At 59.0% G+C, this 17,137-nt stretch carries 4 protein-coding genes; all 4 read left to right on the top strand.

All coding sequences use genetic code 11. The features are described from left to right. Window positions 1-283: 283 nt before the first annotated feature. The 4 genes from PJL69_RS19650 (at window position 284) to PJL69_RS19635 (ending at window position 17,063) form a co-directional block, all read left to right on the top strand. Window positions 284-1,660 (top strand): TolC family protein, encoded by a 1,377-nt coding sequence (locus PJL69_RS19650; RefSeq protein WP_271311204.1) that lies wholly within the window; start codon window positions 284-286, stop codon window positions 1,658-1,660. Window positions 1,661-1,671: 11 nt separating this feature from the next. Then, complete coding sequence (locus PJL69_RS19645) at window positions 1,672-3,831, top strand: type I secretion system permease/ATPase (protein ID WP_271311203.1); 2,160 nt, start codon at window positions 1,672-1,674, stop codon at window positions 3,829-3,831. Window positions 3,832-3,839: 8 nt separating this feature from the next. Then, window positions 3,840-5,153, top strand: coding sequence for an HlyD family type I secretion periplasmic adaptor subunit (locus PJL69_RS19640; protein ID WP_271311202.1), 1,314 nt, complete (start codon window positions 3,840-3,842; stop codon window positions 5,151-5,153). 159 nt (window positions 5,154-5,312) lie between these two features. Continuing rightward, window positions 5,313-17,063: an Ig-like domain-containing protein gene (locus tag PJL69_RS19635; protein ID WP_271311201.1), complete on the top strand. Its 11,751-nt coding sequence runs from the start codon at window positions 5,313-5,315 to the stop codon at window positions 17,061-17,063. Window positions 17,064-17,137 lie beyond the last annotated feature (74 nt).

Here is a 17,137-nt window from a genome sequence, read left to right as displayed (position 1 = left end):
ATCTCCCAAAACAAACAACGCAACGGCAAACGCAAACGTCGGTATCGCGGCGGTATTACGTACGTATCACAGAGGTGGAACAATATACCCGGCAGAGCCAACGAACGGTGCAGAAAGACAAACGCAACGGGGGGGGAACAGTGCGTACTAGGTGTGCAAATGAGAGTCTGGATGACGCTCATGGATTTGGAAAATTTGATTCAAAGGCGTGATTTGTCGTATCGATAGGTAATTTCTAAACCCAATGTATTGTTCGCCACCTTTCTTGTGATCTGGTTCGCTTATGAAATGTACTATTGTCAGCGCGGTTATTGCGCTTTGTTCTTTCTCCCCCGCCACCCCCGCTTTGGCCGACACTTTGGTCGATGCCATCTATAGCGCCGTCTCTAACAGCGAAGCGCGCAACGCCGCGATTGCAGGCATCCAAGCGCAGGGGCGCATGATCAACGTCGCCCAAGGTGACAAGCGCGCGCAGGTGAATGTGTTTGGCAGCGCCGCTGCGGAATGGGTCGAAGATCCGACCCTCACACCCGCTGACAATCGCAGCACCAAATTTGCACGCATCATAGGTGTCGATGTCTCGGTCAATCTTCTGGATGGGATGCGCACAATGAATCGCATCTATCGGGAAGCGACGTTGCTGGATGCAGAGATCATCCGACTGTCGGACGCCACAGAAACCCTCGCGCTGAATGCGGTGCAGGCCTACATCGACGTCATCCGCCATCGCAACATTGTGCAAGCCTCCCGGCGCAATGTGGCACGGCATGCGGAAATCTCTCGGCAGGTTGTCAGCCAGGTTGACGCGGGGAAACTTTCGGATGCGGATCGCTTTCGCGCCAATGACAAGCTTTTGGCGGCGCAACTGGCCCTGGCGGATGCAGAGGCCCAATTGGGCGATGCCAACTCTCAGTTTGAACTGATCATTGGCAAAGCCCCGACCACCACCATGTCACGTCAGTTTCATACCCATCCCCCGGCTTCCCGAGAGGCAGTGGAAACAGCAGCCGTGACCAACAGCTTTCAGATGCAGCTTGCCGCCAACGAAATACAGGCCCAAACCTATCAGGGCGCTATGGATGAAGCGGATTGGAAGCCAAAGATTGACGCCTTTATCGGGGCAGACATTGGCGCCAACCAAGAAGGGGCCACTGGCACAGACTCCACCGTTGCCGCCGGCGTGCGTCTGAACTGGACACTCTATAAAGGCAACACCCGCGAAGCCACACGGGCGCGCAACCGTGATCTGGTGATCCGCGGCCACTACCGCAAGAAACAGATCGAGAATGAAGTGCGTGATTTTGCCCGTCGGGCGTGGAATGCCTATCACTCGGCACGTGAACGCAAGTTGTTGTTGGATCGCTCCGTGTCCACCAACGAATTGATCGTGGATGCCTTTCGACAAGAATTTGAAGCCGCCAAGCGCCCCCTGCTTCAGGTGCTGGATGCAGAGCGCGCGCTGTTCAACCTGCGCATTCGCCAGATCAACGCGTCTGCAGCATATTATTATCAGGGCTACCGGGTGCTGGCCGCACAGAGCAAGCTGTCTGAACATTTTGGCCTGACCAAAGAAGGGCGCGTCTTGAATGCGGATTTTGAAACCCGTGTGAAGGCCAACCCAATGGGCGGGTTCAATATCTCTGCCCCTGCCCTCGATTGACGCCCAGCGCCGTGGTTGGTTCGGATCATCCCCCCGCGGAGAACGCAGACACGCATGCGCTGGCGCTGGTGGCTTGGCTGGCCCGTCATCACGGGCGTCCTTTTGTCAGAGATGCTGTGGTGGGGCGTCTTCCCCAGAGTTTTGAGCAAGACGAAGGCGCAGGGCTTGTGCGAGCCCTTGATGTTGTGGGCCTGAGAGCGCGCAGCGTGACACGACGTCTTGCCCAGATCGACCCCGGCAGCCTGCCTGTGGTGCTGATGCGTAAAAAGGGGCCGCCCATAATTTTGGTGGGGCTGGACCGGCACCAAAAGAAAGCTGCGCTGGTTGACCCGGAAAGCAACACAAGTGAGACGCTGCCAACCCGTACACTGGCGCAAGACTTGACCGGTGAGGTCTTGCTGGTGGCCACAAAAGAGGCGCCGGCCCGTGCGCGACTTGCCCCGGATGCGCAAGATATTGTCCCGCAGGGGGGACATTGGCTGTGGTCAGAGCTTGCACGGCACAAAGCGGCGTGGCTTCAGGTGTTCTTGGCAGCCTTTGGCGTGAACTTGGCGGGGCTGGCCCTGCCCATTTTTGTGATGAATGTGTTTGATCGCGTGATCCCCAATCTGGCCTTTGTCACATTGGTGACCCTGGCCATTGGTGTGGCGTTGGCGATTGGTCTGGATATGCTGTTGCGCCTGTTGCGCAGCGCAATCATCCAGAGGGTATCGCGGCGGGCGGATCTGTCGCTGGCCTCGCGCTTATTTCAGATGGCGCTGGCGCAAAAAATTCTGGCGCGCACAGGCGGGGCCACCGGTGCGATCACCAATCTTCGGGATTTTGAAGTGGTGCGGGATTTCTTCACCTCCTCCACGTTGATTGCATTGATTGATCTGGCCTTTGTTGGGCTGTTTCTGGTGGTGCTGACAATGATCGTTGGGCCGCTGGCCTGGATCCCGATTGCCGCGATACCGGTGATGCTGACCATTGCGGTGTTGGCTCAGGTGCCGATTGCCCGGTCTGCCCGACAGGCACAGCAGATGACCGTGAAACGCAATCAGGTGCTGATTGAGGCGCTGACGGGTTTGGAAACCGTGAAAACCATCGGCGCTGAGCCCGTATTGCAACGGGAGTGGGAGAATGCGGTGGCGGCCTCTTCCCGTGTGACGGCGCAAACACGCAATTGGGCAAATTTCACAGGCTCTGCCACCGTGTTTGTGCAACAGGCGGTGAGCGCGGGGATCATTTGTTTGGGCGTGTTCCTGGTTGCGCAGGGCACCGTGACCATCGGCGCCTTGATCGCCGCCAATATCATGGCAGGGCGTATCCTTGCCCCTCTGGCCGGGATCACCCAGACGATATTCCGGGCGAATTTTGCACTCTGGTCAATGCGGTCGATCTCGCGCTTTGTGGACACAGAGACCGAAGCGCGCAGCGCCCTGCGCAGTGATCTGAAAGTGCATGACGGCAAAGTGGCGCTGCGCAACGTCACATTCACCTATCCAGACATGCCGCACCCGGCAATAGTGGGGCTGTCCGCCTCCTTTGAGCCGGGCAGCACGACCGCGCTGTTGGGGAGGATCGGATCGGGCAAGTCGACGTTGGGCAAACTGATCACAGGGCTGTATCAGCCGCAGGACGGCACGCTGCTGATTGATGATCACGAGATTGGGCAATTTGAGCCAGCTGCGGTGCGGGCGGGCATTGGCTATCTGCCGCAGGACCCGCTGTTGTTTACGGGCACGTTGCGCGAAAACGTGACGCTGGGGATGCCAGAGGCCACGGATGCGGAAATCATGCGGGCGCTGCATCTGGCAGGGATTGACGGATTTGTCGCCGGATTGCCGGAGGGGCTTGGCTATTTTGCGGGCGAAAGAGGCGAGCGGCTGTCAGGCGGGCAACGGCAGGCGCTGGCACTGGCGCGGCTGCTGATCCGGCGGCCGAAGTTCCTGTTTCTGGACGAGCCGACCAATGCGATGGATCATGCCAGCGAGGCATTGGCGATTGAGCGGCTGCGGATCTTACAGCGCGAGGGCGTGGGGATGGTGCTGTCCACCCACCGGATGTCGCTGGCGGCGCTGGCAGATCGGTTCATTGTGATTGAGCAGGGGCGCAAAATGCTGGACGGGCCTCGTGCGGAGGTGATGGCCCAGCTGGGACAGCGCGCCGATCATCAGGCCGCGGAGTGAGGGCACAGATGTTTTCACAGAGGCTGGAAGATGACGCATTTGTAAACCGCCCCGGCGGGCAGGATGCCGGGCGCGGGCTTTGGGTGCTGTTGCTTTTGGTGATGGCGGTTTTGCTGGGCTTTGTGGTCTGGGCGGCGACGTTTGAAATTGAAGAGGTGACGCGGGCCTCTGGCAGGGTGGTGCCCAGTTCGCAGGTGCAAACGGTGCAGGCGCCGGAGGGCGGGATCGTGGCAGCGATCCATGTGGGCGAAGGCGATGTGGTGGCACCGGATCAGGTGTTGTTTGAAATTGATGACACAACGGTACAGGCCAATCTTGGCGAATTGGAACAACGGGAGCAGGCGCTGGCAACGGAGCTGATCCGCCTGCGGGCGGAAGCGGAGCGGGCAGATGCTCTGGTATTTCCGGACACCCGCGTCTGGAACCCACGGCTGGTGGCGGCGGAGCGGGCGATTTTTGACACGCGGCGCAGCCAGCTCGCGCTGGAGCTGAGCGCGCTGGCTGACCGGTTGTTGCAACGGGAAGCGGAGCTTGTGGAGCTGACCGCCCAGCGCGCGCGGCTGGAGGCGATGGCAGATCCGTTGCGGCGGGAGGTGGAGATTTCGGAAGGGCTGTTTGCCAGCGGGTCGGTGCCAGAAATAGAGATCCTGCGGCTGCGGGGGCAGTTGGCGCAGATTGAGGGGGATATCACCGTGTCAGAGGCCACCGAGCTGCGGGTGCGGGCCAGCATTGCGGAGACCGAAAAGCAAATCGAGTCTGCGCAGTCCTCTTATGGGCTGACGGCGCGGGAGCGGATTTCGATCGTGCTTGGTGATCTGGCGGTGGTCGAAGAGAGCCTGCGGGCGGCACGAGAGAGAGTGTCGCGCACCGATCTGCGCGCGCCGGTGCGGGGCACGGTTAATCGCATCAGTGTGAGTAATGTTGGCAGCGTGGTGCAGCCGGCGGTGATCCTTGCGGAAATTGTCCCATTAGATGACTCCCTGCTTATTGAAGCGGAGGTCAGCCCGCGCGATCTGGCGTTTGTGCGGGTGGGGGCCGACGCTTCGGTCAAGATCACTGCATATGATTACCTGCGCTATGGTGATCTGCCGGCGCATGTAGAGCGGATCGGCGCAGACGCCCTCACCAATGCAGATGGTGTGCCCTATTTCCAAGTCATGCTGCGCACCGAGCGCACCGCGCTGAAAAGCGCGGATCGTCCTTTGGAGATTTCTCCCGGAATGGTGGCCAGCATCGATATCCAAAGTGGCCGCAAAACCGTGTTGGATTATCTGATCCGCCCGGTCTTGCGTGCACAGCATGAGGCACTGCGGGAAAGATGAGCACACATGGATCACGGGAGCAGCATGCACGTTAAAAGAGTCGCATTTAACCTTAATTCGCAGTAAACTTAACCATTATGTATTGAGCCGCACGGGCGACCCTTGCCCCTGATTTGAGCGGTGTTGTTTTGAGTATCGGTTGTTCCTGGGGGATCATCCATGAGTTTGAATGTATTTGGCAGCCAGCAAGGCAGCCCTGATGACTTTGTAATTATTGCGGATGGGTCTGACATTCTGGCCCCTAACCTGAACGCGGTTTTTCAGGGACACTACGCGCAAGACGGTCAGGATCTGATCCTTACGTTTGAGGGGGACGCGCCGCTGCGCATCGCCGGGTATTTCTCTTTTGCGGAGCCCGCTGACTTGATCGCGCCCAATGGGGCTATTCTCAAGGGGGCCGACGTGGCCCGGCTGGCCGGGGCCGGTGTGGACACACGCGTGGCCGCGCTGAAAACCGAGGTCGATCTCGGGGCGGCAGAACTCACACAAACCGATCTGATACAAGCACAGGCGCAGACCACAGCAGAGGCCATTGGACAGGTGGATACAATTGCGGGTGTTGTGACTGTCACACGCGCAGATGGATCCACCGTGCGCTTGAACGAAGGCGGACTGGTTTTTCAAGACGATGTTGTCCAAACAAGCGGCGGCAGCACGGTGTCATTGGTGTTTGTGGATGGCACGGTGTTCACCCTTGCCCCCGACAGCCGCATGATTCTGGATGAACTGATCTATGACCCCGGCGGGTCTGACGGCACCGCCGCCTTCAATCTCATTCAAGGCGGCTTTGTTTTTGTGGCCGGTCAGGTGGCGCGCGTGGGCGAAATGGAGGTGAACACACCAACCTCCACCATCGGCATTCGTGGCACCACCGTGGAGATCCGCATTGTGGTGGTCAACGGTGTCAGCGAGGTGATCGTGTCACTTCTGCCTGATTGGCCAGATGGCAATCTGGGACGTGTCGATCTGTTTGACCAGAACGGAGCCTTTGTCTCTACGCTTACAGATCCTGAAACCAGTTGGATTGTCTCTCCGATTGCTGGAGAAACCCGGCCCGTGCCGCGCGCTGACGTGGTTCAGGCCGACACCGACGCGCTGGTGACCCAGACAAATGACGCCACAGAGCGCGCTGAACTTCGGCTCGAAAACCTTGGCACCTATATTGACTTTAATGGCGCGGGCACAGGCGAAGGCGCACCAGATGGTGGCGGCCAGACGGCGCCGGGCGACGGCGCGCCGCCCCCTGCCCCGGCACCGCAAGATGGAGGCGAGGGAGGAGACAGCCAATCCGTGCAACCACCACAAGGTCAAGACCCTGACAGCCAAGATCCGGGGGATACAGAAGGGGGCGAGGATGCACCCCCGCCTCCGGGTGACGGGGATGCGGAGGGAGAAGACGACGCATCGCTGCAACCTGACGCACAGCAGGATTTTGCGGAGACCACAGACACCGAGCCGGGTGACGGGGATGCAGAAAACATCGCCGCGCTGGCGTTGGCACAGTTGGATGCGGGCGAAGGGGAAGCCGGTCTTGAAGGGGTGACCAATGTGGTCACGGGAGACGATGGATCAGGCGAGGGCGCTTTGGGCGCCGCTGATCCCGGCCTTGGGCCGGGCAGCGCCCCCCCAGCTGAAAGCGGCTTTGGCAGTGACCCTGGTCTTGGTGCCACTGGTGGGTTTGATGGCCCTGATGCTGGTGCGGGCGGCGATGGTGCGCCCGCTGCACCGGTTGGTGGCCCATCGGACGGAGCTTCGGACGGGGCGCCGGGAGGAGGACCAGACACCGCACGCATAGGCGGGGTGATCACACCCGCCGCCACCGATCTGGAGGCGGATGTTTTGGAAGACGCCTCTTTGGTCATTGCCCTGCAAGACGCGGTGACAGACGCCAGCGGCACCCCGTTGACCTTTGCGATGGCGGGCGCGCCTGCCCATGGCACGGTCACGGTGGGTGCGGAGGGCGCGCTTACCTATACGCCGGACCCGGATTTCGCAGGCACAGACAGTTTCACCTATTCCGTTGAAAATGCCCTTGGCGGGACGGACACCGGCATTGTGACACTGACGGTTGAAGGGGTGAACGATACCCCTGTCGCGGGGGATGACAGCGGCGAGGTGGCCCCGTTCAATGTGGCCATTGAGATCCCGATGGCCACATTGCTGGCCAATGACACCGACGGCGACCCGGAACTTAACCAGCCGCTGGAGATTGTGGCCGTCGGGGATGCAGAAGGGGGCACTGTGGCCATGGGGGATGGCATGGTGCGCTTTACGCCACAGGCGGATTATGCGGGTCCAGCGCGCTTTCGCTATGACGTGTCAGATGGTGCAGGCGGCATAACCAGCGCCACGGTCACCCTGACGGTGGCTGAAAACACGCCGCCGATTGCCCCCGATCAAACCTTCACTGTGGCCGAAGACGCTTCGCGCTCTTTGACAGTGCTGGGGGCTGCGCGCGATGCGGATGGGCACACACTGACGCTTGCTGGAGTTGGTCAGCCCACCAATGGCGCGGTTGCGATCTCTGCCGATGGCGCGGTGACCTATACACCAGCGGCGGATTTCAACGGCAGAGACAGTTTCACCTATACCATTGCCGACGACAATGGCGGCTTTGCCACTGGGTTGGTGCTGGTGACGGTGACACCGGTGAACGATGCCCCCGTCGCGGGGGATGACACCAGTAGCACCGACGAAGACACAGCGGTGCTGATTGATGTGCTGGGCAATGACACGGATGTGGAGGGCGGCGCGCTGTTTGTCAGCGCCATCACCGATCCGGCTCATGGCACGGTAACGATCGATGGCACGGGCCTTCTGCGCTATACCCCGGATGCGGATTTCAACGGCAGCGACGCGTTCACCTACACTGTGTCTGATGGCGATGGCGGTGTGGATATGGGCACCGTTCTTGTGACGGTGGCGCCGGTCAATGATGCGCCCGTGGCGCAGGATGATCTGGTGACCACCTCTGAAGATGTGGCTGTGACCTTTGAGGTGACAGGCAACGACAGCGATGCAGATGGCGATGACATTGCGGTGAGTGATGTGGGCGCGGCGAGCAATGGAACGGTAGAGCTGACCACAGAGGGTGATCTGCGCTACACGCCAGAGCCGGGCTTTTTTGGATCTGACAGCTTCAGCTACACCATCACCGACGGGACCGGTGCGAGTGCCACAGCCACGGTGCGGGTGACGGTGGCTTTGGTCAATCTGGCGCCGGAGGCGGGCAATGACAGTTATGAGCTGACTGAGGATGGCAGCCTCACAGTGACTGCGGGCGATGGCGTTTTGGCCAATGACAGTGACCCGGATGGGGATGCGCTGAGCGTGAGCCTGCAAAGCGATGTGTCACATGGTGTGCTGAGCCTCGGCGCGGATGGCAGCTTTACCTATACGCCGGATGCGGATTTCAACGGGGTTGATGGGTTTGCCTATACCGTGAGCGATGGCTTTGGCGGCAGCGATATGAGCGAGGTGGTGCTGACCATTGCGGCGGTGAATGACGCGCCGGTGGCGGCGGCAGATGGCGGGTTTTTCACCCCGCGCAACACGGCGCTGATCCTGAACGCCGAAACGCTTCTTGCCAATGACACGGATGGCGACCCGGAGCTTGTGCAGGCGTTATCAGTGGTCTCTGTGGAGGGGGCCGTGGGGGGGACGGTTGCGCTGGTTGGGGGCAGCATCACCTTCACACCGGAGACGGATTTTGAAGGGGTTGCGCAGTTTTCCTATGACATTGTTGATGCTGCCGGGGGCACGGCGACGGGCACGGTGACCCTGTCGGTGGGCGGCAATCGCCTGCCGGTGGCGGGCGGCTATGGCGCGGTGAGCACCAATGAGGACAGTTCGGTCTATATCCCGTTTTTTGCCAATGACAGCGACCCGGATGGCGACACGCTGACCCTTGCGGCTCTGGGCACGCCCGCGCATGGCAGCGTGGGGTTTGACGGGGAGGGATACCTTTACACGCCGGATGCGGATTTCAACGGTGTTGATGCCTTCAGCTATACGATTGATGATGGCAATGGCGGGCAGGCGACCGGGGTTGTCACGGTCACCGTGCTGCCGGTTAACGACGCCCCAACAGCCAATGACGATGCGGGCTTTGCCACTGGCTTTGGCGCGGATCTGGTGCTGGAGGCGGCCCAGCTGCTGGCCAATGACGTCGATCCCGAGGGTAACACGCTGAGCCTCACCAGCGTGGGAAATGCGATTGGCGGGACTGTGGCGCTTGCGGGCACAACCGTGACCTTTACGCCCAGCGCGGGTCAGACAGGGGCTGCGCAATTTGACTATGCCATATCCGATGGCAATGGCGGCGTGGGGACGGGGACGGTGTTTCTCACCATTGGCGCCAATCAGCCCCCTGTGGCCGCCGCGGACAGTTTTGCCGCCACAGAATCCGAAGACATCACCGGCAACATTTTTGCCGACAATGGCGCGGGGGCGGATTTTGACCCTGAGGGTGGCGCGCTGACTTTGGTCTCTGCCACAGACAGCGCCGGCGGCGACATTCGGGTTGATGGCATGCAGATCACCCTGCCCTCTGGCGCAAGCTTGCGTCTGGCTGCGGATGGGAGTTTTGAATTTGACCCCGGCGGCGCGGCGGACGCCCGCAGCGATTTTGAGCAATTGGGCCTTGGGGACACGCTGGAAGAAAGTTTCAGCTATGTGATCGAAGACCCTAGCGGCGCGCAGGCCACGGGGCAGGTCACCATAGAGGTGACAGGCGAAAACGATGCGCCGGTCCCAACGCTGGATGAATACACGGTATCTGAGGACAGCAGCATTGGCGGCAATGCCCTGACCGACACCACCACAGGCAGTGCGGATGCCGACCCGGATGGCGACAGCTTCACCCTGACCGCCATCAATGGCAGCGCCTTGGCTGATGCTGATGAAGACAGCGCCACCGCAGGCACGCAGGTTACCGTTGGGGATGGTGGCCAGTTGACGATTTTTGCCGATGGCAGTTTTACCTTTGACACAGCGGGAGCCTATGACGCGCTTGGCGATGGGGTGGGCCAATTGGTGTCACGTTTGCAGTCTGTGCTTTACACGGTGACAGACACCAATGGAGCCAGTGCCAGCGAAACCCTGCGCTTTGTCATTCAGGGGGTGAACGATGCTCCAACCGCAAACAATGATACGAACAGTACCGATGCCGGTATCCCGTTTGTCATCGATGTGATCAGCAACGACAGCGACGCAGAGGGCGACGCCCTTTCGGTGCAATCCGTGGGTACGGCCAGCAACGGCACCACAGAAATCACAGGATCCGGCGCCGTCACCTACATCCCGGATGCCGCGTTTTCCGGCGTAGACAGCTTCACCTACACGCTGCGTGACGCCCAAGGCGACACAGCCACCGCGACGGTGACTGTGTCGGTGGCCCAACCCAATCGCGATCCGGTGGCAGAGGCGGACAGCTATAGTGTTGTCGAAGATGGCGCGCTGTCCGTTCCAGCCGCAACCGGGGCGCTGGCAAATGACAGCGATCCGGATGGCGACAGCCTGCAAGCGCGGCTGTTGAGCGACGTGTCGCATGGCACACTGACCTTCAACCCGGATGGCAGTTTCGCTTATGCGCCTGATTTGAATTTCAACGGGTCAGACAGTTTCACCTATGAGGTGGAGGACGGCAATGGCGGCACCGCCAGCGCCACCATCAACATCAATGTCACCGCAGTGATTGACCCGGTTGTGCTTCAGGATGTGACCGGAGACGACTTTATTGATGTCTCAGAACAACTGTCACCGATCACCGTTGCGGGCACTGCCGAACCTGACGGCGAAGTGACCGTTGATTTTGGCGGCACAATCGCCACCGCCGATGTGGGGCCAGATGGGCAATTTTCGGTGGATTTCTTCCCCGAGGATCTGCCGGATGCCCCCAGTTTTCAGGTAAGCGTGAGCTCTGTGGATGCCTTTGGCAACGCCAGTGGCAGCACCAGCAAAGTGGTGAGCATTGAACAGCTTGCCGGTACGCTAAATTTGACGGTTGCAGGGTCGGCCACCACCGAAGCCGATCCGCCCCAGAGTTTTGATCTGATGTTTGGGGACATGCCGGAAGCGGCGCTTTTTGAGGTCAACGAAGGGGTCACCTCTGCCCGGGCGCCAAGCATCAACACCGCCACCGAGATCCGCTTTACCGCAGAGGATGGCCGCAGCTTTGCCTTTACTGGCACTGGGCTTGATTATGATGCGGGGATTGGTGTGTTGACCGGGCTGCAAGTTGGCAGCGCCGGGGACCCTGACTTTATCCTGGGGTCTGGCTTTGCCTTCACTGTGGCGGGGCTGAAGGAGGCGATCAGCAACAGCATTGTGGGGGGCAATTTTGTTGATGGACCGCTTGAAGCCTTTTTCGGAGCCTTCCCGTGGACCTACAATGGGTCAGATGAGGACGACTGGATTTCGGTGAACGAAACCACGGAGTCCGATGATATTTTCCGTGGCAACGGCGGCGATGATCGGGCTGACTTTGGCCTTGGCGATGATCAGTACTTCGGCGGATCAGGAAATGACATTTTTAGCGACACCGATGGCAACAACAGTTTTGATGGGGGGCCAGAGGGCGTCGATCAGGTCACCTATGCCGAAGCAGACGGCGCGGTAGACGTTGATCTGAATGCGGGACGTGCTGAGAAATCAGATGGCACGCTAGATACGCTGAGCCAAATTGAAGCGATCGAAGGATCGCTGTTTGCGGATTCGATTCAATTGCAGGATGGCAATCTGGGCAATCGCGTGCGCGGATTACAGGGCAATGACACATTGACCGGGGGCGTGGGCGGGTTTGACCAAGTCGCCTATGATCAGGACAGCCGCTATACGATCAACACTGTCGGGGTCACCGTGAACCTTGCGATTGGCATCGCCATCGACCTTTTTGGTGACACCGATGTATTGGCCGGGTTTGAAAGTGTTCTGGCCACCGAGTTTGACGACATTCTGACCGCAGCCGACACAGGATCCAGTCTGTTTGCCGGTGACGGCAACGACACGGCTTTGTCTGGCGACGGCAACGATCTGTTTGAATTGGGCGCGGGTCAGGACACGCTGGTTTACACGCAGGGTTTTGACTTTGTTCAGGATTTCAACGTCGATGAAGACACTTTGGTTTTCTCTGGCTTTGCCTTGGCGAATTTTAACAGCCTCGTCGCGGCAGAATTTGACGATGGCACCACCCTTGGCACCATCCTGACGTTCGAAGGCGACGGCGGGATCGGCTACACGCTTGTGCTGGCGGGCGTGACCACCGATGAGATTGCCGCCCTTTTGGAGACGCCTGAGTTCTATGGCTCGCCGTCTGACGACATCATCGAGCTGGTCACGGTAAGCGGCGCAGAACATCTGATCTATGCGTCAGAAGGCAATGACACCTATATTTTCACCAACAACACCGACGGGGCGTATCAGGCGATTTTATACAATGTGGCCGCGCTTGAGCTGCCGCCCATCACCGCCAATCTGGATGTGGACGCCGCCACAAACACAATCGACAAGGGCGATGCGGGCACAGATACTTTGATAGATCTGGCAAACGTTGTGCGGTCAGGCTTTGGCGTGACCGGAACGCCGGGCGATGACACTTACAATGTGACCCTCAGCGCCTCAGAAGATGGGTTCATCGGTATTTTCGGCGAAGGCGGTGACGATACGGTCAACCTGTTTGGCGGTCAGGGCTGGGTGCGCATCAACGCAGGTGTGAATGGCGCAGATGTTACGGCGGATCTGGGCGCGGGCACGGTGAGCTCGACCGAAGGCAGTTTTGTCATCAACAGGTTGGGTGACACCTCTGATGTGACCCTCAATCTGCGCACCTTTGCGGGCAATGACACGGTGATTGGCAGCGAAGGCCGCGATGCGATCATTCTGGGGCCGGGCATTGACAGCGCCGATGCGCGCGGGGGCACTGATACCATTCAGTATAACCGGTATGACATTGATGCCGGGGTCACTGTCAATCTGGCGACGGGCATTGCCACAGGGACCTGGGCGGGGCAGGCCTTCACCCATACGCTCAGCAATTTTGAGCGCGTCAGAGGCTCTGATTTTGCGGATCATCTGACAGCATCTGAGAGCGGTAGCCGATTGCGTGGGTTTGGTGGTGACAACACGCTGATTGGGGGCTCCGGCCAGGACACCCTTTGGGGAGGGGAAGGCGATGAAGTTTTTGACAGTTCGCGCGGGAGCACAGAGACGCAGGGGTTTGGCGACCTGATCGAGCCCTGGAGCGGGCGTGACACCATTATTGGCCATCAGGCGCATTGGGAAAGTGGCAGCGGCATCGAAATTGGCTATTGGAATCTGACCGGCACCGGTGGCTTGCAGGTGACGCTTGGTTTGGAGGGGTCTGGCACGGTTGTCTCCAACGTCGCGGGTGTTGTGAACGACACGTTCACCTATGCCAATTACCTGCGCACAACTGATGAAAACGATTGGATTGTGGGCGCGGATTCCTACGGTGTTCCCAATGAAAACTTCAACCTGCGTGGTGGTGGTGGCAATGACACGATCATTGGCGGTGGTGGGCGCGAGAACATGCGCGGCGATGCGGGGGATGATCTTCTGGATGCGTCCGGCGGCAGCATCGAAAATCAGTTCTGGGGAGACTTCGTGCGCCCGGGGGCGGGCATGGACCGGGTGATCGGGCATCAGGCGCTGTGGGAAGGTGGCGATGGCATCGACATCAGCTATGAAGATGTGGATGACACGGATGGGGTGGTCATCACCGTGGGCGCGCTTGGCAGTGGTACGGTGGTGTCCAATGCCGCTGGCGTGGTCGACGACACATTCACCTACACCCATTTCTTTGGCGGCACCCATGGCAATGATCTGTTCACCGGATCTGACCATGTGTCTGAGGGATGGATCCCGTTTGCCGGCAGGGACACCATCAACGGCGGCGCAGGGGCGGACAAGCTCAGCTATCTTTGGGACGGCGAAGACGGCGGCAGCATGGGGGTCACGATCAACGCACAAACCGGCACGGCGATTGACCCGTTTGGCGACACAGATGTCTTTACCTCAATTGAAAGGTTTAGAGGCACCGATTTTGACGACACGATCATCGGCTCTACCAATGATGAACGGTTTGAGTTGGAAGGCGGGGCGGACCAGCTGACCTATGTGGGGGGCTATGACTCTGTCGATGATTTTGTGGTGGGAGAAGACACCCTGCAATTTTCCGGAGATCCGCTGACCTACATTGGCACCTTGAATATTGTCGCCCGGTCCAACGGGTCGGGCCATTCGTTCCGGTTTGATACGGATTTTGATGAAAGCTTCGACACTGCGTTTGAGCTGACACTAGAAGATGTATCGATTGAAGGCATGTATCAGATCCTGAGCGGCATGAGTTTCACGCCGGTCAATATCGTGGGCAGCTTTGGGCGTGCGGATTACTTTGGCACACCGGGTGATGACAGCATTGCAATTGGCGGCAACGATGATGACCGCGAAAAAATCCACGCCAGTGCGGGCGATGATACTTATGACTTTTCCGCAAGCACAAACACGACGTTCACCGATCTTGCCTATGACAAACTGGGCCCGGTTGGGATCACGGCAGAGCTTGATTTCAACCAGAGCACCAATACCGTGGACAAAGGCGTCGCGGGCACCGACACCCTGATCAATGCGGCCAGCGCAGCAAGCGCTGCCGGGCTTTTCCTGATTGATGGGGATGGGGACGACACCTACAACATCACGCAACATGCGAGCGACAGCACGTGGATTGGCGTCGCGCACAGCCTAGGACATGACACGATAAACTTCACCGGCACAGGTGACGGCGGGGGCACTTTCCGCGTGTCCCTTGGCAGCAGTGATGATGATGTGACGGGCGATCTGGCCGCCGGGAGTTTCACCGAAGGTGACAATGAAAGCGTAACAGTCAACCTGTCTGGAGATCTCTCCGCCACCCGCATCGACATCCAAACCCGAAACGGGGATGATTTTGTCTTTGGTAACGATTTGAACAACCGGTTCATTCTGGGCAGCGGGGATGACTTTGCCGATGCCCGTGAAGGCTGGGATGTCATTCGCTACAACCGCAGCGGTGTTGAAACCGGGGTGACGGTCAGTCTTGCGGCTGGCACCGCTACTGGCGTCTGGGATGGCGAAGCCTTTGCGCATAAATTGGTCAATTTCGAAGAGGTTCATGGCTCTTGGTATGGCGATACGCTGATCGCCAATGATCTGGACAACCGTCTGGAAGGCCGGGGCGGCGATGATGTTTTGATTGGCGGGGCGGGCAATGACACGCTCGAAAGCAGCGGAGCCGGGCAGTCTGTTCTGATCGGAAATGGCGGGGATGATGTGTACCGCGTCGAAGACAACGGAAGCCTGATTGTCTATTCCGGGGGCAATGATTTTGTGAGCGGCTTTGACCCCAATGTCGACATGCTGCAATGGGACAGCACGCTTGTTGGGATGTCTTTCTCTAAGATTGAGTATGTCTTTGACGGGGATACACGCGTGCGGTTTGCATTTGACGATGGAGTCGGCGGCACATTTGGCATCGATTTTGAGTCCACCACCAGCGCCGACGCCGATGTCATCATCGATAATATGGCCAATCAGGCCAACTATATCATTGGCACCACCGGCACAGATGACATCGAAGGCACCACTGGGAATGATGACATCAACCCACTGGGCAACACTGGTGAGGCTGATGACGAAATCTCGGGGTCTGAAGGTGACGACACCATTCGCTTTACGCAGGCGAGCGAGGAAAGCTGGTATTTCCTCAGCTATGCGGATCCGCTGTTTTCTGCAATCACGCTTGACCTTGATCTGCAAAATAACTTTGGCACGGTCGACAAAGGGGCCGCAGGGTTTGACACATTGGTTAACCCCCTGCTGATGGTGGAAGGTGGAATTGGTTTTGCGGGCACAGACGGCGATGACATATACAACATCACGTTCAATGCGACCGAGCGCAATTGGCTCAGTCTGGATGCGGCGGGCGGTTCTGATGTGGTGAACCTCACCGGGGGCGATGGGCGGCTGCGCCTGAATTTTTATGACGGCGATGTCAGTGCCGATCTTAGCCAGATCCATCTGGGCACGCCCGGCACCATGAGTTCGAGCAACGGAAGCCAGTACACAATTAATGCCGATGGCGATTTCACATATACGGTGATTGAATTGCGTTCTGTTGGCGGCAATGACACGCTGATTGGCAGCGAATTTGGAGATCGCTTTATTCTGGGCGCAGGCACGGACAGCGCAGACGGGCGCGGCGATATCGACCGGGTCCGGTACAGTCGTGGTGACGTTGACAGCGGGGTGACCGTCGATCTGCAGGCTGGTGTCGCAACCGGAACATGGGATGGCAGCGCCTTTGTGCATACGCTTCAGAATATTGAAATTGTCGACGGCTCTGCGTTTGACGATCAACTGACGGCGCTCGACACAGGCTACAGCGAATTGCAGGGCCATGCCGGGGATGATGTTTTGAACCGTTCGGACTTTGAAGAGGATTTAACCGACGGGGGCGACGGGCGCGACACGCTGGTGCAGACCAGCTCGGGCAGTTTTGACTTCACAGGGTTTAATGTGCGCGGCCACTATCGTGACATCGAGGTTCTGAGTTTCGAAAATGGCGGCAGTGACACTGTCACCCTGTCGCTCGCGGCGGTGATGGATTTGTCTGAAACAGCGGATGCGCTGCTTGAGAGTGCCTTTGGCGCGGATGCAGAAAACAGCATCACGGTTCTGGGTGATCCCGGTGATCGCCTGACGCTGGAAGACACAGGCTTTAGCCAGACCGGATCCATGAGCGACGGCGAGGGGCGCACGCTGGATGTATATCAATTCGATGGCGGCGCAGGCATTCTGGCGATTGTCGCTGTGGATCAGGATGTTTCCGTCGAAGGCGGCGCCGCCAGCACCTGACCCACATCTGAAACATGTTTAACCGCGCCGCGATCTGCTGGCACCTCATTCCATGCAAATTGACCAAATGATCG

This window comes from Shimia sp. MMG029 (assembly GCF_027947445.1).
Taxonomy (GTDB): Bacteria; Pseudomonadota; Alphaproteobacteria; order Rhodobacterales; family Rhodobacteraceae; genus Shimia.
This window is presented reverse-complemented; position numbering and strand designations above follow the sequence as displayed.

Bases quoted from the DNA above. Each gene is read 5' to 3' on its own strand.
- PJL69_RS19650 (WP_271311204.1), top strand. From the start codon at position 284: ATGAAATGTACTATTGTCAGCGCGGTTATTGCGCTTTGTTCTTTCTCC.
- PJL69_RS19640 (WP_271311202.1), top strand. From the start codon at position 3,840: ATGTTTTCACAGAGGCTGGAAGATGACGCATTTGTAAACCGCCCCGGC.
- PJL69_RS19635 (WP_271311201.1), top strand. From the start codon at position 5,313: ATGAGTTTGAATGTATTTGGCAGCCAGCAAGGCAGCCCTGATGACTTT.